The sequence below is a fragment of the Dactylosporangium sp. NPDC051541 genome (assembly GCF_044454505.1).
Classification (GTDB): Bacteria; Actinomycetota; Actinomycetes; order Mycobacteriales; family Micromonosporaceae; genus Dactylosporangium.
Genome location: NZ_JBITDU010000010.1, coordinates 38,008 through 64,738, shown reverse-complemented (window position 1 = coordinate 64,738; position 26,731 = coordinate 38,008). Strand labels below are relative to the sequence as shown.

22 protein-coding genes are annotated in these 26,731 nt (G+C 72.3%); 8 read left to right on the top strand and 14 right to left on the bottom strand.

The window, feature by feature from the left end; genetic code table 11:
* Positions 1–27: 27 nt before the first annotated feature.
* Positions 28–1,728, top strand: a complete 1,701-nt coding sequence (locus ACIA8L_RS36775) for a protein kinase (RefSeq protein WP_395911852.1) — start codon at positions 28–30, stop codon at positions 1,726–1,728.
* 3 nt (positions 1,729–1,731) lie between these two features.
* Here the strand turns inward: ACIA8L_RS36775 and ACIA8L_RS36770 are convergent, their stop codons facing one another.
* Positions 1,732–4,527, bottom strand: a complete 2,796-nt coding sequence (locus tag ACIA8L_RS36770; protein WP_395911850.1) for a BTAD domain-containing putative transcriptional regulator — start codon at positions 4,525–4,527, stop codon at positions 1,732–1,734.
* Positions 4,528–4,879: 352 nt separating this feature from the next.
* On the opposite strand from ACIA8L_RS36770, the gene ACIA8L_RS36765 reads away from it, so the two are divergent.
* Positions 4,880–6,745: a BTAD domain-containing putative transcriptional regulator gene (locus ACIA8L_RS36765; protein ID WP_395911848.1), complete on the top strand. Its 1,866-nt coding sequence runs from the start codon at positions 4,880–4,882 to the stop codon at positions 6,743–6,745.
* 3 nt (positions 6,746–6,748) lie between these two features.
* Here ACIA8L_RS36765 and ACIA8L_RS36760 read toward each other — a convergent pair whose 3' ends face one another.
* Both ACIA8L_RS36760 and ACIA8L_RS36755 read right to left on the bottom strand, forming a co-directional pair.
* The gene (locus ACIA8L_RS36760; RefSeq protein ID WP_395911847.1) at positions 6,749–8,368 is read right to left on the bottom strand and encodes a GH25 family lysozyme; all 1,620 of its coding nucleotides are present in this window, start codon (positions 8,366–8,368) and stop codon (positions 6,749–6,751) included.
* A gap of 73 nt (positions 8,369–8,441) precedes the next feature.
* Positions 8,442–9,890 carry a CHAP domain-containing protein gene (locus ACIA8L_RS36755; RefSeq protein ID WP_395911846.1) on the bottom strand — a complete coding sequence of 483 codons (1,449 nt, stop codon included), beginning with the start codon at positions 9,888–9,890 and terminating at the stop codon, positions 8,442–8,444.
* A gap of 211 nt (positions 9,891–10,101) precedes the next feature.
* Here ACIA8L_RS36755 and ACIA8L_RS36750 point away from each other — a divergent pair, with 211 nt between their 5' ends.
* Together ACIA8L_RS36750 and ACIA8L_RS36745 are read left to right on the top strand one after the other, a co-directional pair.
* On the top strand, positions 10,102–11,511 hold the full coding sequence (locus tag ACIA8L_RS36750; RefSeq protein WP_395911844.1) for a cellulase family glycosylhydrolase: 1,410 nt from the start codon (positions 10,102–10,104) through the stop codon (positions 11,509–11,511).
* Positions 11,512–11,636: 125 nt separating this feature from the next.
* Positions 11,637–13,142 carry a family 43 glycosylhydrolase gene (locus ACIA8L_RS36745; RefSeq protein WP_395911842.1) on the top strand — a complete coding sequence of 502 codons (1,506 nt, stop codon included), beginning with the start codon at positions 11,637–11,639 and terminating at the stop codon, positions 13,140–13,142.
* A gap of 81 nt (positions 13,143–13,223) precedes the next feature.
* Here the strand turns inward: ACIA8L_RS36745 and ACIA8L_RS36740 are convergent, their stop codons facing one another.
* Positions 13,224–13,739 (bottom strand): TlpA family protein disulfide reductase, encoded by a 516-nt coding sequence (locus ACIA8L_RS36740; protein WP_395911840.1) that lies wholly within the window; start codon positions 13,737–13,739, stop codon positions 13,224–13,226.
* 70 nt (positions 13,740–13,809) lie between these two features.
* A complete protein-coding gene (locus ACIA8L_RS36735; RefSeq protein ID WP_395911839.1) occupies positions 13,810–14,001 on the bottom strand; it encodes a hypothetical protein in 192 nt (63 codons plus the stop codon).
* A gap of 164 nt (positions 14,002–14,165) precedes the next feature.
* Between ACIA8L_RS36735 and ACIA8L_RS36730 the strand changes: the two genes are divergently transcribed.
* Positions 14,166–14,894, top strand: a complete 729-nt coding sequence (locus tag ACIA8L_RS36730) for a GntR family transcriptional regulator (RefSeq protein ID WP_395911837.1) — start codon at positions 14,166–14,168, stop codon at positions 14,892–14,894.
* On the opposite strand, the gene ACIA8L_RS36725 is transcribed toward ACIA8L_RS36730, so the two are convergent.
* From ACIA8L_RS36725 to ACIA8L_RS36715, 3 genes are all read right to left on the bottom strand, one after another.
* On the bottom strand, positions 14,828–15,616 hold the full coding sequence (locus tag ACIA8L_RS36725; protein WP_395911835.1) for an aspartate/glutamate racemase family protein: 789 nt from the start codon (positions 15,614–15,616) through the stop codon (positions 14,828–14,830). The genes ACIA8L_RS36730 and ACIA8L_RS36725 overlap by 67 nt on opposite strands.
* Positions 15,616–17,136: an NCS1 family nucleobase:cation symporter-1 gene (locus ACIA8L_RS36720; protein WP_395911833.1), complete on the bottom strand. Its 1,521-nt coding sequence runs from the start codon at positions 17,134–17,136 to the stop codon at positions 15,616–15,618. The genes ACIA8L_RS36725 and ACIA8L_RS36720 overlap by 1 nt, the downstream gene beginning before the upstream one ends.
* 74 nt (positions 17,137–17,210) lie before the next feature.
* Complete coding sequence (locus tag ACIA8L_RS36715; protein ID WP_395911831.1) at positions 17,211–17,870, bottom strand: TetR/AcrR family transcriptional regulator; 660 nt, start codon at positions 17,868–17,870, stop codon at positions 17,211–17,213.
* A 189-nt stretch (positions 17,871–18,059) separates the two neighbouring features.
* Between ACIA8L_RS36715 and ACIA8L_RS36710 the strand changes: the two genes are divergently transcribed.
* A complete protein-coding gene (locus ACIA8L_RS36710) occupies positions 18,060–18,749 on the top strand; it encodes a Crp/Fnr family transcriptional regulator (RefSeq protein WP_395912323.1) in 690 nt (229 codons plus the stop codon).
* 57 nt (positions 18,750–18,806) lie between these two features.
* Here the strand turns inward: ACIA8L_RS36710 and ACIA8L_RS36705 are convergent, their stop codons facing one another.
* Positions 18,807–19,484 (bottom strand): Crp/Fnr family transcriptional regulator, encoded by a 678-nt coding sequence (locus ACIA8L_RS36705; protein WP_395911829.1) that lies wholly within the window; start codon positions 19,482–19,484, stop codon positions 18,807–18,809.
* Between the two features lie 175 nt (positions 19,485–19,659).
* Between ACIA8L_RS36705 and ACIA8L_RS36700 the strand changes: the two genes are divergently transcribed.
* Positions 19,660–19,983 carry a putative quinol monooxygenase gene (locus ACIA8L_RS36700; RefSeq protein WP_395911827.1) on the top strand — a complete coding sequence of 108 codons (324 nt, stop codon included), beginning with the start codon at positions 19,660–19,662 and terminating at the stop codon, positions 19,981–19,983.
* On the opposite strand, the gene ACIA8L_RS36695 is transcribed toward ACIA8L_RS36700, so the two are convergent.
* The 5 genes from ACIA8L_RS36695 to ACIA8L_RS36675 all read right to left on the bottom strand — a co-directional run bounded on the left by ACIA8L_RS36695 (position 19,980) and on the right by ACIA8L_RS36675 (position 26,337).
* Positions 19,980–21,863, bottom strand: a complete 1,884-nt coding sequence (locus ACIA8L_RS36695; protein ID WP_395911825.1) for an Hsp70 family protein — start codon at positions 21,861–21,863, stop codon at positions 19,980–19,982. The genes ACIA8L_RS36700 and ACIA8L_RS36695 overlap by 4 nt on opposite strands.
* Before the next feature lie 79 nt (positions 21,864–21,942).
* The gene (locus tag ACIA8L_RS36690) at positions 21,943–22,809 is read right to left on the bottom strand and encodes a PIG-L deacetylase family protein (RefSeq protein WP_395911823.1); all 867 of its coding nucleotides are present in this window, start codon (positions 22,807–22,809) and stop codon (positions 21,943–21,945) included.
* 35 nt (positions 22,810–22,844) lie between these two features.
* Positions 22,845–23,933, bottom strand: coding sequence for an alanine racemase (locus tag ACIA8L_RS36685; protein WP_395911822.1), 1,089 nt, complete (start codon positions 23,931–23,933; stop codon positions 22,845–22,847).
* Entirely contained in the window at positions 23,930–24,766 is an 837-nt protein-coding gene (locus ACIA8L_RS36680; RefSeq protein WP_395911820.1) for an amidohydrolase family protein, read from the bottom strand. The genes ACIA8L_RS36685 and ACIA8L_RS36680 overlap by 4 nt, the downstream gene beginning before the upstream one ends.
* Positions 24,763–26,337: an amidohydrolase family protein gene (locus ACIA8L_RS36675; RefSeq protein WP_395911819.1), complete on the bottom strand. Its 1,575-nt coding sequence runs from the start codon at positions 26,335–26,337 to the stop codon at positions 24,763–24,765. The genes ACIA8L_RS36680 and ACIA8L_RS36675 overlap by 4 nt, the downstream gene beginning before the upstream one ends.
* 6 nt (positions 26,338–26,343) lie before the next feature.
* On the opposite strand from ACIA8L_RS36675, the gene ACIA8L_RS36670 reads away from it, so the two are divergent.
* Positions 26,344–26,724, top strand: a complete 381-nt coding sequence (locus tag ACIA8L_RS36670; RefSeq protein WP_395911817.1) for a RidA family protein — start codon at positions 26,344–26,346, stop codon at positions 26,722–26,724.
* The last annotated feature ends 7 nt before the right edge of the window (positions 26,725–26,731 follow it).

The following is a 26,731-nucleotide window of genomic DNA, read 5'->3' as shown; positions in this document are numbered from 1 at the left end:
ACCGGCACCGCTACGAAGGGCAGCGGCATGGATGACGACGATCGTTACTGGGTGGGGCCGGCGGCGTCGCCGGACTCGTATCAGCTCATCAGTCAGCTCGGGGGCGGCGCCGAAGGCCAGGTCTGGCGGGCGGTCGTGCCGCTGTCCGGCAGCGGGCGCAGCCTCGTGGCCGTCAAGATCCTGCCGCCGGCGCCGGACGCGTCCGAGCGGGACGGGTGGGAGCAGTACACACACCTGCTGCGCAGCCTCGACCATCCGGGCCTGGTGCGGCTGGTCGACGCGTTCACCGGCCCGCCGATGCACCGGCGGGGCGCCGCCGCGGCGGACGGGCAGCACCGGTACATCGTGATGCGCCTCGTGGAGGGCGTCACCTTCCGGGAGTGGCTCGACGAGCACCCCGACGCGTCGGTCGCGCAGCGGCTGCGGCCGCTCACCACGGTCGCCGGGGCGCTCGACGAGATGCACTCCGGGCGGGCCACCGGGGTGCCGGTCGCGCACGGCGACGTCAAGCCCGGCAACATCGTCATCCGCGAGGACGGCTCCAGCGTGCTGGTCGACCTGGGCCTGGCCCGGGTCACCGACGCGCCCGGGCGGCCGGGGCGGAGCCGCCCGTACGCGGCCCCGGAGCTGTTCGCGGCGGGCGCGGTGCCGACACCGGAGGCGGACCGGTTCGCGTTCTGCGCCACCGCGGTGCACGCGGTGCTGGGCGACGCGCCACCGACCGCCGGCGACTACGGCCCGGACCTGAGCGCGATCGCGGTCCGGCTGCTGCACACCCCCGCGGCCGCGCGGCGCCCGCTGCTCGGGCAGGCCCTGATCGGGGCGCTGCAGTTGCCGCCACAGCATCGACCGGCCCCACTCGCCCTCTGGCTCGCCGCGCTCACCGACACCCCCACCCAGACGACCCCACCGGCTCCGCCGCCGGCCCCCGCGCCCCCACCCCAGCGGCGGACCGGTCTGCTGGTCGCCGGGCTCGGGGTGGTGGCCGTCCTGCTGGTCGCCCTGATCGCCGTGCTGCTGTTCGTGCCGATCGGCGGCCGGGCGGACGATTCCCGGACGGCCGTGGCGGCCCCGCCGACGACCAAGCCCCCGGCCACCAAGAAGCCCGGCGGCTACACGACGACGGCGCCGTTCCCGCTGTGCGATCCCAACGGGGCCGAGTGGAGCCTCGGGGGCCTCGAGTCGAAGAGCCCGAACGCCTGCTCCCCCGGGCAGACGCCGGTCACCGTCCCGAACGGCACCTTCGGCTTCGCCACCGTCGAGCAGCTGCCGGGCCTGCCGTCGATCGCACCGGCCAACACCGTGTCGGTGAGCGGGAGCCTGCCGGAGCCGCTGTACCACAAGCGCTGCCTCGGCGTGGCCGACGGCGACGGGCAGAGCGCGTACTTCGCGTACATCTGCAACACCGGCGACTGGCACGTGGCCAAGGTCGCGGGGCTGGGCTCGAAGGGGGCGGCGGTCGGCGCGGCGGTCACCGACGGGCAGTTCCCGTTCGGGGCCGGGAAGTCCTACAGCGTCAGCCTGACCCTGCGCGCCGACACCCTCACGGTGGCGATCGCGCTGACGTCCTCGACGACGGCCCCGCTCAGCCAGAAGGTCACCGTCGCGCCGGTCACCCCGGCCGTGGTCGGGTTCGGCGCCTTCTGCGCGGACGGTGTCATCCCGATCGACCCGTCCGGGCTCTACCCACGGGTCAACGAGTTCACCTACAAGCCCGAGACCGGCTGACGGTCACGGCGAGCGGCGGGGCGTGAGCTCGGCGGACAGCGCCGCGAGCTGGTTGCGGACCGTCTCGGCTTCCCGGGCACCGAGGCCGGTGAAGATGGTCAGCGCCTCGCGGTAGTCCTGCCGGGCCCGTTCCCGGTCGCCCGCGGCCCGCCGGGTGTCGGCCCGGTGGGTCAGGACCAGGCCGGCGTAGAAGCGGGCGCCGGAGCTCAGGCCCTTCAGCGAGCGGTCGAAGCACTCGATCGCCTTGGCGTGCGCGCCCAGGTGGTGGTTGGCCACGCCCAGGGTGTCGTAGACCCCGGCGAGGGCCAGCTCGCCCTGGGCGCCGGCCGCGGTGAACAGGTCCAGGGCCCGCTCGCACGTGGCGATGGCATCCACGTAGCGGCCGGTCATGGTCTGCAGGGTGGCGACACCGCCGAGGGAGCGGGCCTCGCCCAGGGTGTTGCCGTTGCGGCGGTACAGGTCGCAGGCGAGGCGGGTGTAGGTCATCGCCTCCTCGTAGCGGCCGGCGCCCTCGAGCAGCTCGCCCAGCGTGCCGGTGGCGTGGGCCAGGCCGTTGGCGTCGCCGATCTCGCGGTAGAGGGCGACCGCCGCGCGCAGGTGCTCGGTGGCCTCGTCGTGCTGGTGCAGGCGGCCCAGGGTGCGGCCGAGGCTGCGCAGGATGCGGGCCTCCACGGGGCGGTCGGCGGTGCGGCGGACCGCTTCCAGGGCGGTACCCAGGACGGCGAGTTTGTCTTGCCAGCGACCCGTGCGCTCCAGATACACGACGCAGGCGCAGGCCAGCTGCCAGGCGTGGGACGGGTGGTCGGCGCCGGCCCGCTCCACCGCGGCCAGCAGGACCGGGCGTTCGGCCTCGAACCAGGCCATGGCGTCCGGCCGGTCGGCGACCGGGTCGAAGACGACCGCGTCGGCGGCCGGGTCGATCGGCGTCGGGGTCTGGTTGGGGTCCAGCAGCAGGGTCGCCGCATACGCGGAGTGCACGAGGTGATCGAGGAGCCGCCCCAGGGCGGCGTCCCGGTCGCCGTCGGGGTCGGTCGCGTCGGCCAGTTCCACGGCATAGGCCCGGATCAGATCGTGGGAGGTGTACCGCCCTGGGCCCGACTCGTTGAGCAGGCTCGCGGCACAGAGGCGGCGCAGCGCCTCCCCGGCCGCGTCCGGTGCCACCCCGGCCAGGCTCGCCGCCGCCCCCACCGTCACCTCGGGGCCCGGGTGGACCGACAGGAGCCGGAACATGCGGGCGGTGTCGTCGTCGAGCACGCGGTAGGACCAGGAGAAGACCGTCCGCGGGTCGGTGGCCGCGTCGACACCGGCGAAGCCGTCCAGTGCCCGCCGGGCCCGGGCCAGCTCCCCCGCGAGGGCGGCCAGGGACGGGGTGGAGGTGACGGCGGCGCGGGCGGCGACGACGCTGAGGGCCAGGGGCAGGCCGCCGCAGCGGGCGATGACGGCCGCGACCGACGCCGGGTCGGCCACCACCCGCCACCGGCCGAGGCGGCGTTCCAGCAGGTCGGCGGCCTCGATGGTGTCGAACAGGTCGAGCATCATGGGCCGGGCCCCGGCGGCGGCCAGGCCGGTGAGCGGGTCGCGGCTGGTGACCAGGGCCAGGCAGCCGGCACCGCCGGGCAGCAGGGGGCGGACCTGGGCGGCGTCGTGGGCGTTGTCGAGCACGACCAGGACCCGGCGGGCCGCGACGACGCTGCGGTAGAGGCTCTCGCGCTCCGCCGGGTCGGGCGGGATGTCGCGGGGGCGGACGCCGAGGGCGGTCAGCAGCAGGCTCAGCGCCGCGGCCGGCTCCAGCGGGGTCCGCACCGGGTCGAAGCCGTGCAGGTTGAGGTACAGCTGGCCGTCGGGGAAGCGGTCGGCGACGCTGTGGGCCCAGTGCACCGCGAGGGTGGTCTTGCCGATGCCGCCGGCGCCGCTGATGGTCACGACCTGCACGTCACGGTCGGCGTCGTCGGCCGGCAGCAGCTCGTCCATCCGGGCGAGCCACTCGGTGCGGCCGGCGAACCCGGCGACGCGGGCCGGGAGCTGGCGGGGGACGACCGCGGCGAACGGGGCCGGCTCGGCGGGCCGGGCCGGCGGGGCGTCGTTGCGCAGGACGGCCAGGTGCAGGTCGCGCAGCTGCGGGCTGGGGTCGAGGCCGAGCTCGTCGGCCAGGACCTGGCGGGCCGACTCGAAGACGGCGGCCGCCTCGGCCCCCCGCCCGACGCCGACCAGGGCCCGCATGAGCTGCCCTCGGAAGGTCTCCCGGAGGGGGTACTGCCCGGTCAGCGCCCGCAGCTCGGCGATGATGCCCTCATGCCGGCCGCGGGTCAGCTCGATCTCGAAGCGCTGCTCCAGGGCCTGCAGCCGCAGCTCCTCGAGGCCGGTGGCGTCGGCGGCCAGCGCCGGCACCGACTCCAGGCCGGCCAGGGCCGGGCCGCGCCACAGGGCCAGGGCCGCCTCCAGGGACTCCAGCGCGCGGTCCGGCTCGGGCTCGGCGCGGGCCGTGGCGAGCAGGGACCGGAACCGGGCGGCGTCGAGCTCACCCGGCTCCAGCCACAGCACGTAGCCCTCCGGGCGGCGGCCGATGCGGTCGCCGCCGAGGGCCTTACGCAGGTGGTGCACGTAGACCCGGACGTTGGCGTCAGCCCTCGCGGGCGGCGCGGACCCCCAGAGCGACTCGACCAGGACCTCGGCCGAGACGGGCCGCCCGGCGTGGGTGGCGAGCACGGCCAGCAGGGTCCGTGGCTTGCCTCCGGGCAGCTCGACCGGCACGCCGTCGTCGTCGATGACCTCCAGCGGCCCGAGCAGGCCGATCCGCACGGGTCAGGGCGTCCGGTTCGACGTCGGCGTCACGGTCGGCGTCGGGCCCGGGCAGCGCCATTCCCCGGCATCGGTGAAGCACGGCATCTGTATGGCCTGCGCGGGTGCCACCGCGACGATCCCGCCGGCGGCCACGGCTCCGGCGGTCAGTAACGCGAGCACTAACCTTCGCATCTAGCCCCCCAATAAGGTCCTGACTGGGACGGATCATACGACCCGGAACGACCGTTTGGGCATCCTCGATATTCGCCATCGACAACGTCTCAACGGACCTTTAACGGATTTACAACGCGACTCCGCCACGCTCCGCGTGGCGGTCGCCCGCAGAGGGCGGCCCGATAGGGGGTACGTCGTGACCGACGTCATTATACCGGCGCTCACCTTCGGCATTCTGGGACCGGTCGAGATCCGGGCCGGCGACCGGCGGGTCGCCGTCACCTCGGCCAAGCAGCAGGCCCTGCTCGGCGCGGCATTACTGCAGGCCAACGCCGTTGTACCGACGGCCCGGCTGGTCGACGCGATCTGGGGCGACGAGCCGCCGAACACCGCACCCGACCTGGTCCAGACGTACGTCTCCACCCTACGGCGCTCCATCGGCCGCCCCGGCGCCGGCTGCATCGTCACCCGGCCGCCCGGCTACCTGGTGAAGGTGGAGCGCGGCGCCCTGGACCTGCACGAGTTCGAGCGGCTGACCGCCGAGGCGGAGCAGGCCGCGGCCGCGGGCGACCACGAGGGCGCGACGCGGCTGCTGGGCGACGCCCTGGCCCGCTGGCGCGGCCCGGCGCTGGCCGGGCTGGACTCGCCGCTGTTCCGGGCCGCGGCGACCCGGCTCGAGGAGCTGCGGCTGCTGGCCACCGAGCGGCGCTTCGAGTCCGCCAGCCACCTCGGCGACCCGGCGTGGATGGTGCCGGAGCTGACCTCCTTCGTGGCCGAGCACCCGCTGCGCGAGGGCATGCGGGCGCTGCTCATGCTGGTGCTGTATCGGCTGGGCCGCCAGGCCGACGCGCTGCGCGTGTATCAGCAGGGCTACGCCGTGCTGCGCGAGGAGCTCGGCGTGGAGCCGGGGCCCCGGCTCCGGCAGGCCCACAAGTCCATCCTCGACGGCGAGGCCGGCGCCCCAGCCGCCGACCCGCCCCGGGAGCCGCTGCCGGCCAAGCCGGCCGCCGGCCCGCACCCGCAGCCGCCGGCCGGCCACCCGTACCAGCTGCCGCCCCCGCCGGCGCGGCTGGTCGGCCGGGCCGCCGACGAGCGGGCTCTGGCCGACACCCTCGCCGACGCGGCCGCGGCGAGCCGGCCGGTGCTGGTCACCATCGACGGTGCGGCCGGGGTCGGCAAGACCGCCCTCGCCCTCGCGGCCGCCCACCGGGTCCGCGACCGCTTCCCGGACGGGCAGCTGTTCGTACCCTTCCACGCGACCCGCCCCGAGCCGACCCCGATCGACAGCGCCCTGGCGATGCTGCTGCGCTCGTTCGGTGGCCCGCGCACGGCGCTGCCGCCGTCCGCCGACGAGCGGGCCGCGCTGCTGCGCTCGACCCTCACCGACCGGCGGTTCCTCCTCCTGCTCGACGACGTCTGGCTGGCCGCCCATGTCCGCCCCTTCCTCGCCGCCCACCCGGGGTGCGCGGTCCTCGTGACCTGCCGGCGCACGCTCGCCGACCTCGATGCCGACCTGCGCCTGTCCCTCGCCCCGCTGCCCCGGGCCCAGGCGGTGGAGCTGCTCGGCCAGGCCGTCGGCGCCCGCCGGGTCGCGGCCGAGCCCGCGGCCGCCGCCGCCATCGCCGCCGCCTGCGAGGGCCTGCCCCTCGCGATGCGGGCCGCGGCCGCCCGGCTCGTCGCCCGGCCCGGGCTGGCCCTGGCCGCGTTCGCCGACCGGCTCGGCGACCCGGCCGACCGCCTCGAACAGCTGGCCGCCGGGGACCTCGACGTGCGCGAGCGGATCGAGGGCAGCCTGCTGCAGCTCGACGCCGAGGACCGGGCCACTCTCGCCCAGCTGGCCGTGTCGGCGCAGCTGGCCGGGGCGGCCGCGGGGCAGCCGGCCGAGCTGACCCGGGACCGGATCGCCGGGCTGCTGCGGGCGCCGGTCGGCGACGCCGAACGCGTCGCCGACCGGCTGGCCGACGCCCGCCTGCTCGAACACCACGGGCTCGGGTACCGCATGCCCGGGCTGGTGCGCCTGGTGATCGCGCGGGACCTCGAGCGGGACCTCGAGAACTCCTGAGCGTCAGCCGGTCGGGATGACGGTGGCGGGAAGGTCGTTCCCGCCGCCGTACTGGTGCGAGGCGAGCAGCTGCACGCCCCGGTGCGGGCTGAGAATGTTCCACTGGCCGGTGGTGACCCGGAACAGGCCGAAGTCGGCGTATCCGTCCCCGTCGTAGTCGCCGGTCAACGCAATGTCATCGCCGCCGCCGTACTGGTAGGAGGCGAACAGCTGCACCCCGCGGGCCACGGACTTGACGTTCCACTGCCCGGTCGTGGTCCGGAACAGCGCGATGTCGTCCTTGCCGTCGTTGTCGAAGTCACCGGCCATCGGAATGTCGTCGCCGCCGCCGTACGGGTACGACGCCACGATCTGCACGCCCCGGTGCAGCGACAGAATGTTCCACTGCCCGGTCGTCTTGCGGAACAGCGCCAGGTCGTCGTAGCCGTCCCCGTCGAAGTCGCCGGCGAGCGGCGTGTCGTTGCCGCCGCCGTACGGGTAGGACGCGACGATCTGCACCCCACGGTGCAGGCTGAGGATGTTCCACTGCCCCGTGGTCCGGCGGAACAGCGCGATGTCGGTGTACCCGTCACCGTCGAAGTCTCCGGTGAGCGGCGTGTCGTCCCCGCCGCCGTACGGGTAGGACGCGTACAGCTGCACACCGCGCTTGACGCTCTTGATGTTCCACTGCCCGGTCGTCTTGCGGAACAACGCGATATCGGTGTACCCGTCGTTGTCGAAGTCACCGGTGAGCGCGACGTCGTCACCGCCGCCGTACGGGTACGAGCCGTACAGCTGCACGCCCCGCGCGGCCGACTTGATGTTCCACTGCCCCGCGGACGGCCGGAACAGCGCGATGTCGCTCTTGCCGTCGGCGTCGAAGTCGTTGACCGGCCGGCGGCCACCGGCGAAGGCGGCCAGGGCCACGGCCGAGCCGTTGAACACGTCCTTGTCCACGCCGGTCTTCACCCCGGCGACCGTGCCGGCGTCGGTGTGCTGCCAGAACGTCCACGTGCTCCAGCCGGCCGGCAGCGGCGTCGGGTTGGCCGCGGTGTTCGAGTTGTAGTCGGCGATGGACAGCGGCGAGCTCCCGAACGAGGTGTTGCTGCCCGTGCACGGGTTCCACCAGGTGGTGTTCGTGTAGATGACGGTCGGGCCGCCGGTGCGCTCCCGCACCCGGTCGATGAAGTCGTGCAGCCAGTTCACCAGGGCCGACGGGGTCATCCCGTAGCACGGCGAGGGGCTGCCGGACGGGCCGTCGGGCCACTCGATGTCGACCATCGGCGGCAGCGTCCGGCCGTCGTGGCGGAAGTTCGCGCGGTCGAGGAAGTAGTCGGCCTGGGCCGCGCCGCCGCTCTTGTCCGGCAGCGCGAAGTGGTACGCACCGGCGTAGAGGCCGTTGCCGCGGGCCCCGGCGTAGTTGGTCGTGAAGGTCTCGTCGGTGTAGTCGACGCCCTCGGTGGCCTTCATGTAGGCGAACTGCTGGCTGTTGCCGGCGACCGCACCCCAGTCGATGACGCCCTGGTGGTGGGAGATGTCGATACCGCGGACGCTGAAGTCGGCCGGGGCGGCCAGCGCGTCCCCGGTGGGCACGGCGGCGGCGAGGCACGCGGCCAGCGCCGCGACCATGGCGAGCTTTCTCATGACGTGTGCTCCAGGCATGGCGAGGGCCGGGCCGCCCGGGGGGATTGGGCGGCCCGGCAGATCGGGATGGGGACTAGTACTTCGCGGTCGGGATGGTGGTGGCGGGCAGGTCGTTGCCGCCGCCGTACTGGTGCGAGGCGAGCAGCTGCACGTCGCGGTGGAGGGACTCGATGTTCCACTGGCCGGTGGTCACGCGGAACAGGGCGATGTCGCTGTAGCCGTCACCGTCGTAGTCGCCGACGAGCGGGATGTCGTTGCCGCCGCCGTAGGGGTGGGACGCGTAGAGCTGCACACCGCGGGCGACGGACTTGATGTTCCACTGGCCGGTGGTCTTGCGGAACAGCACGATGTCGTCCTTGCCGTCGGCGTCGAAGTCGCCGGCCATCGGGATGTCGTCGCCGCCGCCGTAGGGGTACGACGCCACGATCTGCACGCCCCGCTTGATGCTGTAGATGTTCCACTGCCCGGTCGTCTTGCGGAACAGCGCGATGTCGTCGTAGCCGTCACCGTCGAAGTCACCCGCGAGCGGGATGTCGTCGCCGCCGCCGTACTGGTGCGACGCGAGGATCTGCACGCCCCGGTGCAGCGACATGATGTTCCACTGCCCCGTGGTCTGGCGGAACAGGGCGATGTCGGTGTAGCCGTCGTTGTCGAAGTCACCGGTGAGCGGGATGTCGTTGCCGCCGCCGTACTGGTAGGACGCCGCGATCTGCACGCCGCGCTTGACACTCTTGATGTTCCACTGGCCCGTGGTGGGCCGGAACAGCGCGATGTCGGCGGTGCCGTCGGCGTCGAAGTCACCGGTGAGCTGGATGTCGTCGCCGCCGCCGTACGGGTACGAGCCGTACAGCTGCACGCCCCGCGCGGCCGACTTGATGTTCCACTGCCCCGCGGACGGCCGGAACAGCGCCAGGTCGCTCCTGCCGTCGGCGTCGAAGTCGTTGACGACCTTGCGCGGCGTGGCCGGCAGGACGGGCGCGGTGAAGCCGATGACGTCGCCGTTGCTCATCGAGTAGTCGTTGCGGGTCACGTGGCCGTCCCCGCCGCCCTGGTTGCCGCCGATGATGTGGATCGTGCTGCCGCTGAAGGACTCGACGAGCGCGACGTGGTCCATCGGATGGGGGTCGCCGCCGTCATGGTCCCAGTCGAAGACGACCGCGTCGCCCGGCTGCGGGGTGTAGCCGCTGGTGCGCGAGTGGAACGTGCCGTTGGCCTCGCCGTAGTCCTTGAACGACTGCGCGTAGGCGTTGAGCCCGTCGCGTTCGCTCACGCCGCCCTGGCCCCAGGTCCAGCGGGCGAACTCGGCACACCACTCGACCGTGCAGGAGCTGTAGTAGCCGGGGTCGCACGGGCCCTTGCCGAGCTGGCTCTGGGCCACGTCCACGATGTGGGCCCGGATGTCCGAGGCCGGCGAGGCCGCGGCCGGCGTGGCCGTGAACGCCGTGGCCGCCAGCATCGCGGCCCCGGCCAGGCCCAGCGCCGACGTCATCCGCGCGGCCCGCTTGAAGATGTTCGTGTTCATGGGATGCTCCGATCCGTTCGTTGCCTGCTTCGTTTGCTGCGAACACGAATAGGTTCGGATCGAGCGCTGGAGTCCCGGCGGTCGTCGCGCTGCAGTGCGGCTGTAGTCCGGCTGTATCTTTCAGGCGCTTAAGCTCGCTTCACGCATGTCAGCGAGCACCTCGAAGCGCTTCGATTGAGTTTCGAAATATCGCGGCGTAGTCACATACCTCATGAAGAGACGACTCACGATCTTCGGCGCGGCGGTCCTGATGGTCGCCGCGTCGTTCGTGGTGTACGCCCAGGAGGCGTCCGCCGCCGTCGGCCTCCACACGAGCGGGCGCAACATCGTGGAGGCCAACGGCCAGCAGTTCATCATGCGGGGGGTCAACCACCCGCACGTCTGGTACACCGGCAACACGCAGGCGTTCGCGGACGTGAAAGCACTCGGCGCCAACACGGTGCGGGTGGTGCTCGGCTCCGGCAAGCGCTGGGGGCCGTCCAACGACGTCGCCAACGTCATCTCGCTGTGCAAGGCGAACAAGCTCATCTGTGTGCTGGAAGTGCACGACACCACCGGTTACGGCGAGGACGGCGCCGCCGCCACGCTCGACGAGGCCGTGAACTACTGGATCAGCCAGAAGAGCGTGCTCGTCGGCCAGGAGAGCTACATCTCCATCAACATCGGCAACGAGCCGATCGGCAACAACAACCCGTCGCAGTGGACGGCCGCCACCGTCGCCGCGATCCAGAAGATGCGCAGCAACGGCTTCCAGCACCTGCTCATGGTGGACGCCCCGAACTGGGGCCAGGACTGGCAGAACGTGATGCGCGACAACGCGCAGCAGGTGTACGACGCGGACACGCTGAAGAACACCGTGCTGTCGATCCACATGTACGCCGTCTACGCCAACGCGCAGACCATCATCGACTACCTCGACCGGTTCCAGAACAACAACTGGCCGCTGGTGATCGGTGAGTTCGGCTGGCAGTTCCAGTCCGGCGAGGTCGACCACGAGACGCTCCTCGCGCAGGCCGACGCCCGCGGGCTGGGGTACATCGGCTGGTCGTGGAGCGGCAACACCGACCCGGTCCTCGACATGGCGACGAACTTCAACCCCAACCAGCTGACCACGTGGGGCCAGCGCATCTTCAACGGCGCCCACGGCATCAAGGCCACCGCCAAGGAGGCCTCGATCTACAGCGGGGTCACCAGCCCGTCGCCGTCGCGCTCGTCGGTGAGCGCGTCGCCGAGCCGCAGCGCGTCCACGAGCGCGTCGCCGTCGCGCAGTTCGGCCTCGCCGAGCCGCAGCGTCTCCAGCAGCGCGTCGCAGGGCGGGTCGAAGTCGTGCACCGCGGCCTACAGCATCGTGGGCCAGTGGCCGGGCGGCTTCCAGGGCCAGGTCACCGTCACCGCCGGCGGCCAGGCCATCTCCGGCTGGACCGTGAAGTGGACCTACGCCAACGGCCAGACCGTCAGCTCCTTCTGGAGCGCCAACATCACCAGTAGCGGCGCGAACGTCACCGCGACCAACGTCGGCTACAACGGCACCGTCGGGGCCGGGCAGAGCACCTCGTTCGGCTTCCTCGGCGCGTCCGGCAGCACCAACTCGGTGCCGACCGCCACCTGCACCGCCGTCTGACCAACCGCACGACAGGGGGCCGAAAACTTTTCGGCCCCCTTAACAATTTGTCACAACATTGACCTGCATGACTTCGCCGGTCCACCATCTCCGAAAGGGTTTTCGGAACCCGAAGGAGTTGAGACATGATCAGAAAAGCCGTCCTGCTCGCGGCCGTCATGATCCCGATCGCCGCTCTCCAGGCCGCCCCGGCGTCCGCCGCGCCGGTGACCTTCACCAGCACCGTCGTGCTGCAGTCCGGCGGCAACTGCGCCGAGGTGCCCGGCGGCGCCTCGACGGCCGCGCTGCAGCTGCAGAACGCCGCCTGCAACAGTTCCACGCGCCAGAGTTACACGTTCACGCCGGTGTCGGGCACGACCGACCAGTACACCATCGGCACCCTGACCGCCGGGTCCTGTGTGGACATCTCCGGACAGTCCACTGCGGACAACGGCCTGGTCATCCAGTACCCCTGCAACAGCCAGAACAACCAGCGGTTCCGGCTGCAGGCGGTCGCGATCTCCGGGGTCACCAACACGTTCAACCTGGTCGGCGTGCAGTCCGGCAAGTGCGTCACGCCGGCCGCCGACAGCACCGCCGTGAACGCGAAACTGGTGCAGCTACCGTGCACGAGCGCGACCACGCGGGTGTGGCGGCTGGCCGGGTACAACCCCGGAACCGGCGGCGGCACCGGCGGCACCTTCAAGAACCCCCTGGACACGCAGGGCCCGGACCCGTGGCTGACGTACTACAACGGCTACTACTACCTCGCGGCGACGACGTGGAACCGCACGATCACCATGCGGAAGTCGGCGACGCTGGGCGGCCTGGCCACCGCCCCGGAGACCGTCATCTTCAACCTGACCCGCTCCAACGGCGCGGGCACCATGTGGGCGCCCGAGTTCCACCTGCTCAACGGCCCCAACGGGCAGCGGTGGTACCTCTACTACGTGGCCGGCGTCGAGCCGTACAACCTCGGCACGCAGCGCATCCACGTGCTCGAGAGCTCCGGGCTGGACCCGATGGGCCCCTACACGTTCAAGGCCGACCTGCTCGACCCGAGCCAGGACAACACGTGGGAGCTGGACCCCACGATCCTGCAGCTCAACGGCCAGCTGTACCTGCTCGGCACGTACTACACCGGCTCGCAGCCGATGTTCATCCGCCCGCTGTCCAACCCCTGGACCGCGAGCGGCACCCGGCGGCTGCTGTCCTCCCCCACGTACAGCTGGGAGACGGTCGGCGGCGCGGTGAACGAGGCCCCGGAGGTCATCCAGCACGGCGGCAAGGCGTTCATCGTCTTCTCGGCCAGCCACTGCTCCACGCCCGACTACAAGCTCGGGATGCTGACCTGGAACGGCGGTGACCCGCTGAGCTCGTCGTCGTGGGTGAAGACCTCGACGCCGGTGTTCCAGCGCAACAACGCGGGCGCGGTCTACGGCCCCGGCCACAACGGCTTCTTCAAGTCGCCCGACGGCACCGAGGACTGGATCGTCTATCACGCCACGACGAACTCGGCCGGCAACTGCGACATGAACCGCAGCACGCGGGCCCAGAAGATCACCTGGAACGCCGACGGCACGCCGAACCTCGGAGTTCCCGCATCGCTGAGCACGGCCCTCGCCGTACCGTCCGGCGAACCGTCCTCCTGATCCCCACTCGGCACCCCCGGTGAGCCCGGTCCCGGCGTCACTTCCTTCCCTGTGGCGCCGGGGCCGGGCTTCTCCATGCGTTCAGGTCAGGGCGGGCACCAGGTAGCCGGTCGACTCGACGACGCCCTCCTCGCGCACCATGACGAACGCCGGGAAGCCGCGCACGCCGAATGCCTGCGACAGCGGGCCCTCGGGGTCCTCGAGCACGACCGGGGTGCCGCCGAGGCCGCGCAGGACCGGCTCGAGGTCGCCGCCGTCGCGGATCACGACCGCGTAGGCGTCGCCCGGGAAGCGGGCCGCGGTCGCCTTGAAGTCGCCGAGGCGCTCGTGGCAGGCCGAGCAGTCGGGTGAGAAGAAGCCGAACAGCGTGGTGCCGCTCAGCGTGTCCCGGGACACCTTCCGGTCGTCCACAGTGGACGTGACGAACTCGGCCACCCGCGCACCCACGGGCGTGGAGAGCACCGGCGCGGCCTCGGCCACGCCGCCCAGCCGGGTCTCGTAGGAGCGGACCCGGCGCACCACGCCGAGCACGACGATGAGGTTGAACAGGGTCAGCGCGGCGAGCAGCATGACGGCGACCAGCAGTGCGGTGGTCATGGGTTTCCTCCTGGGGGATAAGGCGACGGCGCCCGCCCGGGGTGGGGGCGGACGCCGTCGCGGTGGGGTGTCAGCAGGTGCCGGTGACACCGCAGGAGTAGCAGTGGTTCGGCACGCCCGAGCAGCCGTACATGCACTTCTTCTTGTACATCAGGCCGCCCTTGCAGTAGCAGATGTACCAGTCGTAGGTACAGCCGGCGTCCGCCGAGGGGGCGAGACGCTGCATGACGCGGTCCGCGATGCGACCGAGCGTTTGGGCCATCGCTGCAATCCTCCCGTGTTGAGAACAGTGACGACGGCGAGCTTGATCGCAGCATCGTTTGCTGTCAATGGAAGCGCTCCCAGATCGGTTTAGTAGGTTTCGTGAATTCGCCGGAAACACGCCGATAACGCGGTGCCGTTACCCTCGCTCGCGGGAGGTGAGCGATGCCCGGTCCCCGGCGGCGCTCGGCGCTGGTCGCGCGGCTCACCGGCCCGCGGGCCGGCCGGTCCCAGGCCGCCATCCTCGATGACCTGCGGACCTGCATCCTGGACGGCGACGCCCCGCCCGGCTCGCCGATCCCGGTCGACGCCGTGGCGGCCGCGTTCGGCGTCTCCCGCATCCCCGTGCGCGAGGCGCTCATGACGCTCATCGGCGAGGGCCTCGTCGATCACCGCCCGAATCTCGGCTACCGGGTCGCGAAACTTACAGCCGAGGAGTTCGGCGAGATCTATCTCGTCCGCGAGGCGCTGGAGACGGCGGCGATGCGCGTGGCGATCGGGCAGGCCGGCGGCGAGGACGACGAGCGGGCCGCGGCCGCCCACGCCGTGCTGGAGGCCGCGGTGCGGGCCGGCGACGGCCGGGCCTACCACCGCGAGAGCCGCCGGTTTCACCTCGCCCTGATCCGCCCGTGCCGGATGCGCCGGCTGCTGCACATGCTGGGCACGGCCTGGAACATGACCGAGCCGCTGCAGCCGATGACCCACCTCGGCCCGGCCGACCGGGAGCTGCTGCACCGCGACCACGCCGCCATGCTGGCCGCGTTCACCGCCCGCGACGCCGACGCCCTGATCGCCGCCTGCACCGCCCACCACCGCCGCCTGCAGTCCTACATCGCCCTGCTCCCCCGCGACACCGGCCTGTTCGCCGACTCCGGCGGCAGCGTTTCCATTTGAAACGCTTCCAGGCCGCCGGTGTACTGCTTGGGCCGCGGCCGCGCGAACTCCGAGCGCTCCGACGTGCGCAGTCCGAGCGTCACGAGCGACTGCGCCGCCAGTGTCGCGGCCGAGACGCCGTCGATCACCGGCACGCCGCCGAGCCGCTCGGAGACGGCCGCGCACAGCCCCGCCATCCCGGCGCAGCCGAGCACGATGACGTCGGAGCCGTCCCGCTCCAGCGCGCGGCCGGCGCGGGCCGCGACCCGGTCGGCCAGGTGCGGGTCGGCCTCCAGGTCCAGCACCGCGATCTCGCAGGCGTGCACGCCGCGGCAGGCGCCGGGCGCGGTGTACCGGGCGGCGAGGTCCCACGCCCGCCCTATCGTCCGGTCGAGGGTGGTGACGACGCTGAAGCCGCGCCCGAGCAGTGCGGCGGCGTGCATGGCCGCCTCGGCGATCCCGACGACCGGGCCACGGGCCAGCTCCCGGGCCGCGTCCAGACCGGGGTCGCCGAAGCAGGCGACGACGTACGCGTCGATGCCGCGTGTTTCACCCTCGGCGACCGCGGCCAGGAGCCCGGGGACGCTCAGCGCCTCGTCGTAGTGGCTCTCGATCGACGCCGGCCCCATCGCGGACGTGACCGCCTCGACGTGGACGCCCGGGCCGGCCACGGCCCGGGCGCTCGCCCCGATCAGCGCGGTCATCGCCGCGGTGGTGTTCGGGTTGACGACGCGGATGCGCACTATTCGGCGCTCACCGCGGCCGGTGCCTGCGGCCGGTACGCCAGGGCCAGGTAGGTGAGCAGCCCCAGGCCCATGCCGATGAACCAGCTGTACTGGGCCGTGGTGTGCATGCCCGGGCCGCCCGACCACAGCACCGGCACCACCGCGACAACGGCGCCGACGGCCGTGGCGATGAGCGCCGGCGGGTTGTAGCCCTTGCGGTAGAAGTATTTGCCGTCCGGGGCCATCGTGAACATCGCGTCCACGTCGACCTTCTGCTTGCGGATCAGGTAGTAGTCGGCGATGAGGACGCCGAACAGGGGCCCGATCGCGGCGCCGAGGATCTCCAGGGTGTAGTGGATGACGTCGGGGTTGTTGTACAGGTTCCACGGGGTGATGAGGACCGAGCCGACCGCAGCGATCATGCCGCCCGCGCGCCAGCTGATCCGCTGCGGGCTGACGTTGGAGAAGTCGAACGCGGGCGAGATGAAGTTGGCGACGATGTTGATGCCGATGGTGGCGATCGTGAACGTCAGCGCGCCGAGGACGATGGCGAAGGTGCTGTCGATGCGGGCCACGGTCTGCACCGGGTCGGTGATGAGCTCGCCGAAGATCGGGATCGTCAGCGAGGACGTGACGACGACCAGGATGGAGAAGGCCAGGAAGTTGACCGGCAGGCCGAGGAGGTTGCCGGTGCGCACCGACTTGAACGACCGGCCGTAGCGGGAGAAGTCCCCGAAGTTCAGCATCGGGCCGGAGAAGTACGACACCACCAGCGCGATGGCGCCCAGCATGACGGGCAGTGCGTCGAAGCCGTGGTACTTCACCTCGCCGAGGCTGAGATCAATCGCGCCCCAGCCCGCTTTGTAGATCAGGTAGCCGGACAGCACCGCCATGACGACGTAGACGGCCGGGCCGCAGAAGTCGATGAACCGGCGGATGGTCTCCATGCCGGTCCAGAAGACCGCCGCCTGCAGCACCCACAGCAGCGCGTACGAGCACCAGCCGAGCAGCGGCAGGCCCGCGAAGCCCCACTTGTCGACGTCGGCGTAGGGCGCCAGGTCCGGCCACAGCTTCAGCACGACCACGTCCAGCGCGGCCGAGGCCAGGTAGGTCTGGATGCCGTACCAGGCGACCGCGATCGAGCCGCGGATGATGGCCGGCACATTCGCCCCGAGCACGCCGAACGCCACGCGGTTGATGACGGGGTACGGTACCCCCGTCGCCTGGCTCGGCTTCGCGACCAGGTTGCAGAAGAAGTACACGATGCCGATGCCGACGACCAGGGCGACCAGCACCTGCCAGCTCGACAGCCCGAGCGCGAAGAGACTGCCCGCGGTCACATACCCGCCGACGCTGTGCACGTCGGACATCCAGAAGGCGAAGATGTTGTACGCCCCCCACGTCTGCCGGCGCAGGGGCGCGAGGTCCTCGTTGGTGAGCCGCGGGTCATACCCGGGCTTGACGTCCCCGCTGCCGACGGGCATGCCGGCGGCCTCGACGAGATCCTGATGCTGCGGTGTTTCCAGCGTGTCGGCCATGCACTGACGCTAGGAACGACCTGTTTCAGCGGCGTGTTCGCAACTGTATATCTTTGCTGCTCGACGCCTTGTGACTACCGCTTGAGGGCCTGGCGGACGGCCGTGGCGACCTGCTCGGGGTCGCGGGCGTCGCGCAGGACGATCACCATCGAGCCGTTCGCGTCGTGCGGTTCGACGGCGAACAGCTGGACCACCCGGGCCATCGCCGCGTCCAGCTCGGCCGCCGGGTCCGCGGCCTCCCGGCGCAGCCAGCGGCGCAGGACGTGGTTGTGCGCGGAGACGACAGCGGCCGCCATGAGCTCGGCCCGCAGCGCGTCGGCCGGGGCCGGGCCCATCCAGCCGGCGATGAACTCCCGGAACAGCCGCTGGTAGCGGGCGACGCTGGCGATCTCGCGGTCGCGCAGGGCGGCCACCTTGCTGGTGATCGAGTAGCGGCGGCGGGCCCGGTCGCCCTCCTCGACGTAGCTGAGCAGGACCAGCCGCACCGCGTCGGTCACCGCCACGAGCGCCGTGTCGGCGCTCGATGTCGCCAGGCGCTCCCGGACCGCGGCGATGAGCCGGTCGTGATCCGGGAAGATCACGTCCTCCTTGGACCGGTAGTGCCGGAACAGCGTGGTCCGCCCGACCCCGGCCCGGTCGGCGATCTCGTCGGCGGTGGTCTGCTCGTAGCCGCGCTCGTCGAACAGGTCGAGGGCCGCGTCGACCAGGCGCTGCTTGGAGGGGGTTGCGCTCACTGTGCCATCCTCGCGCACCTCGGTTCACCGGCCGTTGCCTTGGTCCATGGTATCAAGTACCGTTCGGGTGGTACTCCGTACCGCCCACCGAGTACCGACCGGCCGACTGCGCCTCCGCCGACGAGGCTCGCGTCGCCTGACAGGGGAGCCGTTATGAGCCTGACTGTTTTGGAGAGCCGCGCGACTCCGCTGGACAGCCGCGTGCTGGGCGCCGCCCTGCTCGACCACGTCGGGGCGGCGGCGGCCGACGACCTCGCCGCCGAGTTCGAGACCGTCGACGCGAGCCGTCGCACCGTGCTCTTCCGCGAGGGCGAGCCCGGCGACCGCCTCTACGTGTTGCGCTCCGGCAAGGTGAAACTGTCCCGCCGCTCCAGCGACGGCCGCGAAGGGCTCCTCGCCCTGGTCGGGCCGGGTGAGCCGTTCGGCGAGGTCGAGCTGCTCGACGGCGGCCCGCGCACCACGACGGCGACGATCGTGGCCGACGCCCGGCTGGCGCAATTGTCGAAGACGTCGCTGTACCGCTGGATGGGCCGGCATCCCGAAGTGGCCGAACAGCTGCTGCAGGCCGTCGCGCGCCGGATCCGGGGCAACCGGGCGACCGTCCACGACCGGCTCTTCAGCGACGTGCCCGGGCGGGTCGCCGGTCAGCTGATCCAGCTCGCCTACCAGTTCGGCGTCGTCGAGGACGGCACCATGCGGGTCGAGCACGACCTCACGCAGACGGAGCTGGCCCAGTTCGTGGGGGCTTCGCGGGAGTCGGTGAACAAGGTCCTCGCGCACTACGCGTCCCGCGGCTGGCTGCGCCTCGAGAACAAGTGCATCGTCATCCTGGACGACGCTCCCCTGGCCCGGCGCGCCCAGCACAAGCGTCGCCGCTGAGGTGTGTCACACCGCTCGGCGCTGGTGGGCGCTGCGTGTGTGACACGCTGCGCTATGTTACACGCGGGCGCGGCGGGCGAGGCGCTCCGGGTCGGCGATGACCACGCTCTTGCCCTCCAGGCGGATCCAGCCGCGGGAGCTGAAGTCGGCGAGGGCCTTGTTGACCGTCTCACGGGACGCCCCCACCAGCTGGGCGAGCTCCTCCTGGGTGAGGTCGTGGGTGACCCGCAGTACACCGCCGTCCCGGATCCCGAACGGCCCGGCCAGCTGCAGCAACTTCTTCGCGACCCGCCCCGGCACGTCGGTGAAGATGAGGTCGGCGAGCGCGTCGTTCGTGCGCCGCAGCCGCCGCGCGAGCACCCGCAGCAGCTGCTCGGCGATCTCCGGCCGCTTGATCAGCCAGGACCGCAGCGACGTCTTCGTCAGCTTCGCGGCCCGCGAGTCGACGACGGCGGTCGCGGTGGCCGTGCGCGCGCCCGGGTCGAACAGCGCCAGCTCCCCCACCATGTCCCCCGGCCCCATGATGGCGAGCAGGTTCTGCCGCCCGTCGTGCGCCCGCCGGCCGAGCTTGATCTTCCCCTGCAGCACGATGTACAGGCTGTCGCCGGGCTCGCCCTCGTTGAACAGCACGTCCCCCCGCCGCACGTCGACGTAGTCGAGCCCGCGCGTGAGCTCCTCCGCCGCCTCGGCGTCGATCCCCTGCATGATCCCGCTGCGGGCGAGCGCCTCGTCCATCGATGTCTCCCCCCACCGGCAATGCCGACCATTCTGGCACGCTTCCCCACCCGAGAGCCGCAACCACATCTTTCCGCCGGGTCCGCCTAGGGTTCTGCTGAGGATGCCCGGTCCGGGTCCGCCCCCGCGGAGCCCAGCGGAACCAGACTGGGCACAGACCGACAGGAGACAGCTCATGATCTTCATTACCGCCAAGTTCCGCGTCCGGCCGGAGCACGCCGAGGCGTGGCCTTCGATCGCGGCGGACTTCACGAACGCCACCCGCGCCGAGGACGGCTGCCTGTGGTTCGACTGGTCCCGCAGCCTCGACGACCCGAACGAGTACGTGCTGGTCGAGGCCTTCCGCGACGGCGACGCGGGCGGGGCGCACGTCAACTCCGCGCACTTCAAGCAGGCGCAGCGGACGTTGCCGCAGTACCTGCGGGAGACCCCGCGCATCGTGAGCACCACGGTCGACCAGACCGGCTGGTCGGAGCTGGGCGAGCTCGCCGTCAACTAACTCGGCTGTACCGTCGCCGCGTCGATCAGGCCGATCAGCTCGACCCAGTCCTCGATCAGCTGGGCCCGGTCGAGGCGGGCGAGTTTCCGGCGGGCGGACCGGGCCGACGGCTCGGTGCGGTGCCGGCGCAGGATGTCGTCGGCCTGGTCGATCGTCGAGTGCTGGCCGACCAGGTCGTCGACGCCGTCCAGGTCGAGGAAGATCACGAGCTGGGCGGCGAGGTCGCGGCAGCGGCAGACGTAGCCGGGCAGCCACGTCTCCGGTGCGCCGCTGAGGTGCTCGGGCAGCAGGTCGAGGTCGAACCGCAGCTCGTCGGCACCGTCGGCGCGAACCCGGGCGCCGGGCACGCAGAGCAGCGGGTCGTGTGCGCCGTGTGCGGCCGAGTAGCGGGCCAGGGCGTTCGGGTCGGAGAACAGCAGCAGGTTGCCGTCGGCGTCGGTCGGGAAGATGTGCTCGACCACCCCGTAGGCCGCGTGCAGCTGACCACGCAGCGTCACGCCCGTGAACCGCGGCGTGCTCACCGAGATCAGCTCGACGATCGTGATCACCGCCGGCGGCTGGGCCGGCGCGGGCGTCGGCTGCACCACCACCGGCGGGGGCGTCCCGTACAGCGGCATCGGCGGCGGAACCGGCGGGACGAACCCGGGCGGCGCGAACGAAGTGAACCCGGGCGCTTGGAACCCAGCCGGCGGCGGAACCGGCGGCGCGAACCCCGGCGGCGCGAACCCGGGCGGCGGCACCGGCGGCGGCGGAGGGGCGAAAGCCGGCGCTGGGGCCACGAAGACCGGACCGGGAGCAGGGGCCGGGGCCGGGGCTGAGGCCGGGACGGGAGCCCCGGTCAGCATCGGATCGAGGCTCCCCGCGGCCACCACCAGCTCCGGCTGGTCGATGACGGTGATCGGGGTGTTCAGCGCCCGCAGCAGCATCGCACCCACGAGCGGCATCCGGCTGGCCCCGCCGACCAGGACCACCCCGCCGAGGGGCATGAGCGGCACCGGGCAGGCCTGGATGGTCATCGAGACGGTGTGCAGCGTCCGCTGGATCAGCGGCAGGGCCAGCTGCTCGAGCTCGGACCGGGTCAGCACCAGCTCCTGCTCGACGAGCGGCACGAACAGCGTGGTGGTGTCGGTCCGGGACAGCATCTCCTTCGCGGTGCGCACGTCGTCCCAGAGCTGCCGCCGGGCCGCCCGGTCGGCGGCGGTGACCGGATTGTCCAGCCGCGCCCACTGCTCCGGCCCGCCGCACCGCAGGCGCAGCCGGGCCACGATCGACGCGTCGACGTCCAGGCCGCCGGCGTCGTCGAGGCCGGCGCAGCAGAGCACGGTCAGGTGCCCGGGCGGGGCGAAGCGGACGATCGCCACGTCGAACGTGCCCGCGCCGAGGTCGTAGACGAGCAGGTCGGACGGGCCGGTGGCGTGCCGGCGGACGTGGAACGCGGCCGCCGCGACCGGCTCCGGGACGAGCCGGACCCGGTGCGGGCCGACGGCGGCCGCGGCCCGCTGCAGCACCGCCCGGCGGGCCGCGCCCCAGGCCGCCGGGTGGCAGACGGTGACCGCGGCGACGGGGGCGCCGGCGATCCGGGCGGCTTCCGTCGCGGCCCGCTGCAGCAGCGCGCCGAGCAGGGACTCGACCGGAACGTCGGCGCCGAGGAAGACCCGGCCCTCGTCGATGCGGCGCTTCGGGGCGGCCTCGAAACGCTCGGGGTGGGCGCGGGCCGAGTGGACCGCGTCGCGGCCGGCCAGGAGCCGGCCGGACTCGTCGGCGTAGACGGCCGACGGCAGCAGCGGCATGCCGTCGAAGAGGACGGGCTCCGTGGTGCCGTCGTCACGGCGGAGGTAGGCGACCGTGTTGGAAGTGCCGAGATCGATCCCGAGTTCCACCGCGTAATCAAAGCAGAGCCGGGCTCGTGCGGCCGACCACCTCCAGGGCCCCGTCGGTCGCCGGGCGGCTGGTTGCCGATCAGGCAGTGTTCCTCGAGGCGCCCGGCAGGGGGTACTCCGCGCGCAGGTCGATGCGGCTGTACTCGACGTGGCGGACCAGGGGGTCGGCCGCCTTCGCCGCGTCGGTCAGCGGCAGGGTCGCGTGGGTCTCGTTGTAGAGGCGGTAGTAGCCCTCGGCGAAGTTGACCCCGGCGGCCCGGCCGGCCTCGCCGTTCGCGGACTCGATGAGCTTGCGGGCGAACAGGCCCGAGTAGCCCTGGCTGTCGAAGCAGTCCATCGCCGCGACCTTGCGCCCGACGACCGGCGTGATGTCGACGAACACGTCATTGCGCACACCGAACAGGCTCAGCCCGTCGATCGGGAACACCGGGAGGGAGGTGAGGAAGACCTGCTTGACGTGGTACTCGGCCTGGCCGTCGAGGTTGCGCAGGTAGGCCCCGGCCCGGCCGAGCGCGGCCAGGACGGTCGTCGTGGCCACGGTGTGCGTGTTGGCCGCCATGACCGGGTTCTGCGGGTAGTCGCAGATGATGACGTCGGGCCGCTCGGCCGCGATCTGCTCGGCGACCGTCTCGACGAGGGCCTCGTGCAGGCCGGCCTCGCGGTCGTCGCGGTCGAGGGTGATGAGCCGGGAGATGCCGACGATCTCGGCCGCCCGCTCGAGCTCGCCCTTCTTGAACGCGATGATCTCGTCGAGGCCGGCGCTCGCGATGGCCGAGTCGGGTGCGTCCTTGCGCCACTCCTCCGCGTAGCGGTTCGCGTGGATCCGCCCGCCGTGGGTGAGGATCAGCGCGACGATCTCGTCGCCGGCGTCGGCGTGGCGGGCCAGGGTTCCGCCGCAATTGGTGATGGTGTCCGCCGGGTGGGCGTAGATGGTCATGACCTTCATGCGGCCATGTCACGTGAAACGTCGTTCCATGTCAACTAGTAGCGGGCGGCGATCTCCCAGCGGTCGACGACCTGGTCACCGCGGACGGCGTACAGGTGGCTCCACATGTTGGTGGTACCGCAGGCGTGGTTGGGAATGATCCTGACCAGATCGCCGACGACCAGGGGCCGCTCGCCCGTGTCGGCCAGGAAGCCGTGCTCCTCGTTGGCGTCCACGAACGCGACACCGGGCCGGTCGACCAGCCCGACCGAGCCGGCCGCGGCGATCGTGTCGGAGCTCATCGCCTTGATACCCGCGTCGATGATCGGCCGCCCGGCCCGCTGCACCGACACGACCCGGGCCAGGACGGTCAGCGCGCAGTCGTCGAGCGTGCAGGAGCCGAGCCGGAACTGGTTGGCGTCGTAGTACACGTAGGTGCCGGGCCGCCCCTCGGTGACGCCGGCCGCGAACGGCGCCGAGGTGGCCCCGGGGGTGGAGCCGACCGACACGACCTCCATCGCGTGCCCGTCCGCCCGCAGCCCGTCGGCGAGGCTCGCCATCAGCGCGCCGGCCGTGTGCCCGGCCGCTTCGAGGGTCGGCCGGTCGGGCTGGGCCGCCAGGTGCCCCTCGTGGGTGAGCAGCCCGCGCAGCCGTAGCCCGGGCAGGGCTGCCAGTTTCGCCGCGACGGCCGGAACATGCTCAGGGTCCACGCCGAGCCGGGCGTGCCCGGTGTTGATCTCGAGGACGAACGGCACGGTCACCCCGGCCGCAACCGCGGCCGCCGACAGCGGCGCCGCCGCCTCGTAGGAGTCGAGGGCGACGGTCAGACCACCCTGACGTGCCGCGTCGATGACGAACGCGACTTTCGGCGGCCCGACCGGAGCATGCGCCCAGAGCAGGTCGGACACGCCCGCCGCCTGGAGCCAGGCCACCTCGGCCGGCGTGGAACACGTCATCCCGAGGGCGCCGGCGGCGACCTGCCGGCGGACCACCTCGAGGCACTTGGAGGTCTTCGTGTGCGGGCGCAGACCCACCCCGGCCTTGGCGAACGCGGACGCCATCCGGTCGATGTTGCGCTCCAGCCGGTCGAGGTCCACGAGCAGGGCCGGCGTGGGCAGATCAGAGATGCGCGAGACAGCAGTCATGCGGACAGCCCCAGCGCCGATCGCGGGTCGCCGTCGATGAGCCACTCGACGGTCGCCGGCTCGATCGCGGGCAGTCCGCCCGGGCGCATCTTCGCCAGCTGGTGCAGCCCGTCCCGGGCCGCGGCGGGTGTCCACATCGGATAGTCGGAGCCGAACAGCAGCTTCGGCACCACGCCCCACTCCTGCGCCCGGACCAGGGCCATGAACCCGTCCAGGGGCCGGGCCCACGACGCCGACACGTCGCCGAACACGTTGCGGTTCTTGCGCAGCACGACGATCGTCTCCCGCTGCCACGGGTGCCCGAGGTGGGCGATGATCTGTTTCAGCTCCGGGTGCCGCCGGGCGACGTCGTCGACCAGCAGCGGGTCGGACAGTTCGAGACGGCCCTCCGGGCTGGGCGTGGTGCCCATGTGCCAGAGCACGATCAGCCCGGCCTCGGTCGCGGCCCGGAAGAACGGGTCGTGGACCTCGTCGCGCGGGTCGAAGTGGGCCAGCACCGGATAGAGCTTGACCCCGCGCAGGCCGCGGGCGAGCCCGTCGGCCAGCTGCTCCATGACGTCCGCGTCGGCAAGGTCCAAAGCCATGAAACCCACCGTGTCGGTACTCGTCCGCGCGCAGAAATCCTCGACGAACGCGTTGGGGGTCAGGACACCGGCGCGGGTGGCCCGCATGCCGAAGACGAACGCGAGGTCCACGCCGCCCGCGGCCATCGCCTCGTCGTACTGCTCGGGCGTGTGGTCGGCGTACTCGTGGCCGTAGACGGGCTGCCAGTTGCGGTGCCACTCGCAGCCCCAGTGCTCGGCCAGGTGGCAGTGGGTGTGAACGTCGATCATCCGGTGGTTCCTCTCGTGCGGTGCAAGACCCTCCCCGCCCGCCGGCCCGTGTGCCGCCCGCGCTCGACGGTCGGCACGCCGCCGACGAGCACCAGGTCGATGCCGGTGGCCAGCTGGTGCGGCGCGGTGAAGGTGGCGGTGTCGGCGATGGTGGCGGGGTCGAAGACGACGACGTCGGCCGGCGCGCCGGGGCGCAGGACGCCGAGGTTGGGCAGGCCGATGCGGCGGGCCGGCTCGGAGGTGCAGCGGCGCACCGCGTCGGGCAGGTCGGTGGCGTAGCGGCTGAGGTATCGCGGGAAACACCCGTAGCTGCGCGGATGGGGCACGCCGGCGCCGGTGATGCCGCCCGGGTCGAGGGCCAGCCCGTCGGACGCGACCACGGCCGCGGGGTGGGCCAGGACCGTGCGCAGGTCGTCCTCGCTGCGCCCGCCCGCGGTCATCATGGCCCCCGCGCCGAGCTCGGCCAGCAGGTCGAGGGTGGCGTCGGCCCCGCCGAGGTCCGCCAGGGTGCGCCCGAGCACCGGGTCGCCGTCGCCCCGGCTGGTCCAGCTGACGGTCAGCTCGTCCCAGCCGGTGGGCCGGTCGACCCAGGCCGCCTTGACCCGGGCCCGGACGTCGGGGTCGCGCAGCCGAGGTGCCCACGCGGCCGCGCCGCCCTCCAGGGCCCAGGCCGGCAGGAGCTGCGACAGGGGCGCGTTGCCGTGCACGTACGGGTAGATGTCGACGCCGATCTCGAAGCCGTCGGCGTTGGCCGCGTCGACGAGGTCGAGAGCGCCGCGGACCGCGCCCCAGTTGCGGCGGCCGACGGCGGCGAGGTGGGAGATCTGCGTGCGGCTGCCGGTGGCCCGGGCGACCCGCACGGCCTGGGCGACGGAGTCGAGGAGCCCGTCGTCGTAGCTGCGCACGTGCCAGGTGAACACCGCACCGGCCGCGGCCACCACCCGGGCGAGGCCGACGAGCTCCTCCTCGCGGGCGTAGGTCAGCGGCGGGTAGACGAGGCCGGTCGACAGCCCGAGCGCCCCGGCGCCGAGCGCGTCGGACAGCAGCCCGCACATGCGATCCAGTTCGTCGACGGTGGCCGGCCGGTCGTCGAACCCGCAGACCCCGGCGTGCAGCGGGATGTGCCCGACGAGCGCGGCGACGTTCACGGACGGGCGGGCCGCGGTCACCGCCGTGAGGTAGCCCGGCAGGTCCGTCCAGCTCCAGGCGATCGCCGGGTCCAGGTCCAGGTAGCTCACGGCCTGGCGGATGCCGTCGAGGTCGGCGCCGGCCGGGAGCGGAGCCACGCCGAGCCCGCAGTTGCCGACGACCTCCGTGGTCACGCCCTGGTGCACCTTGCTGCGCGCCTCCGGGCCGGACAGCAGCGTCAGGTCGGAGTGGGTGTGCAGGTCGACGAAGCCGGGGCAGACGACGCGGCCGGTCGCGTCGAAGGCGGGTGCGTCGGGGACCAGTCCCGGCTCGATCGCGACGATGTGCCCGTCGCGGATCAGCACATCGGCCGCGGCGCCCGCCGTACCGGTGCCGTCCAGCACCGTGCCGCCCTGGATGAGCAACGTGGAATGTGATTCCATGTCGTCATGATCGAACGCTTCCATCCCGCCTCCTTCGCCCCCGTCACCGTTCCGCTGTCACACGCCACGAAGGCCGGTGACTTCGTCTTCGTCTCCGGGCAGGTCCCCACGACCGCCGACGGCTCGATCTACATCGGCGACTTCGCGGCCGAGGTCAACCAGACCCTGGACAACGTCGAGGCGGTCCTCGAGGCGGCCGGGGCCCGGGCCGACCAGATCGTGAAGGTCAACGCGTTCCTGTCCAACGGGACGCTCTTCGCCCCGTTCAACGAGATCTACGCCCGCCGCTTCGGCGCCGCCCCGCCGGCCCGCACGACCGTGGTGGTCGCGTTCGGCCGCGGCGACGTGCGCGTCGAAGTGGAGTGCATCGCCTACGTCGGGGAGTAGGGCGGGC

What these genes read in the sequence shown, in the direction of transcription:
- ACIA8L_RS36760 (WP_395911847.1), bottom strand. Translation starts at nt 8,368, where the DNA reads ATGAGAAAGCTCGCCATGGTCGCGGCGCTGGCCGCGTGCCTCGCCGCC.
- ACIA8L_RS36735 (WP_395911839.1), bottom strand. Translation starts at nt 14,001, where the DNA reads ATGGCCCAAACGCTCGGTCGCATCGCGGACCGCGTCATGCAGCGTCTC.
- ACIA8L_RS36685 (WP_395911822.1), bottom strand. Translation starts at nt 23,933, where the DNA reads ATGACTGCTGTCTCGCGCATCTCTGATCTGCCCACGCCGGCCCTGCTC.
- ACIA8L_RS36750 (WP_395911844.1), top strand. Translation starts at nt 10,102, where the DNA reads ATGAAGAGACGACTCACGATCTTCGGCGCGGCGGTCCTGATGGTCGCC.
- ACIA8L_RS36670 (WP_395911817.1), top strand. Translation starts at nt 26,344, where the DNA reads ATGATCGAACGCTTCCATCCCGCCTCCTTCGCCCCCGTCACCGTTCCG.
- ACIA8L_RS36740 (WP_395911840.1), bottom strand. Translation starts at nt 13,739, where the DNA reads ATGACCACCGCACTGCTGGTCGCCGTCATGCTGCTCGCCGCGCTGACC.
- ACIA8L_RS36680 (WP_395911820.1), bottom strand. Translation starts at nt 24,766, where the DNA reads ATGATCGACGTTCACACCCACTGCCACCTGGCCGAGCACTGGGGCTGC.
- ACIA8L_RS36700 (WP_395911827.1), top strand. Translation starts at nt 19,660, where the DNA reads ATGATCTTCATTACCGCCAAGTTCCGCGTCCGGCCGGAGCACGCCGAG.
- ACIA8L_RS36690 (WP_395911823.1), bottom strand. Translation starts at nt 22,809, where the DNA reads ATGAAGGTCATGACCATCTACGCCCACCCGGCGGACACCATCACCAAT.
- ACIA8L_RS36745 (WP_395911842.1), top strand. Translation starts at nt 11,637, where the DNA reads ATGATCAGAAAAGCCGTCCTGCTCGCGGCCGTCATGATCCCGATCGCC.
- ACIA8L_RS36720 (WP_395911833.1), bottom strand. Translation starts at nt 17,136, where the DNA reads ATGGCCGACACGCTGGAAACACCGCAGCATCAGGATCTCGTCGAGGCC.
- ACIA8L_RS36705 (WP_395911829.1), bottom strand. Translation starts at nt 19,484, where the DNA reads ATGGACGAGGCGCTCGCCCGCAGCGGGATCATGCAGGGGATCGACGCC.
- ACIA8L_RS36730 (WP_395911837.1), top strand. Translation starts at nt 14,166, where the DNA reads ATGCCCGGTCCCCGGCGGCGCTCGGCGCTGGTCGCGCGGCTCACCGGC.
- ACIA8L_RS36755 (WP_395911846.1), bottom strand. Translation starts at nt 9,890, where the DNA reads ATGAACACGAACATCTTCAAGCGGGCCGCGCGGATGACGTCGGCGCTG.
- ACIA8L_RS36775 (WP_395911852.1), top strand. Translation starts at nt 28, where the DNA reads ATGGATGACGACGATCGTTACTGGGTGGGGCCGGCGGCGTCGCCGGAC.
- ACIA8L_RS36675 (WP_395911819.1), bottom strand. Translation starts at nt 26,337, where the DNA reads ATGGAATCACATTCCACGTTGCTCATCCAGGGCGGCACGGTGCTGGAC.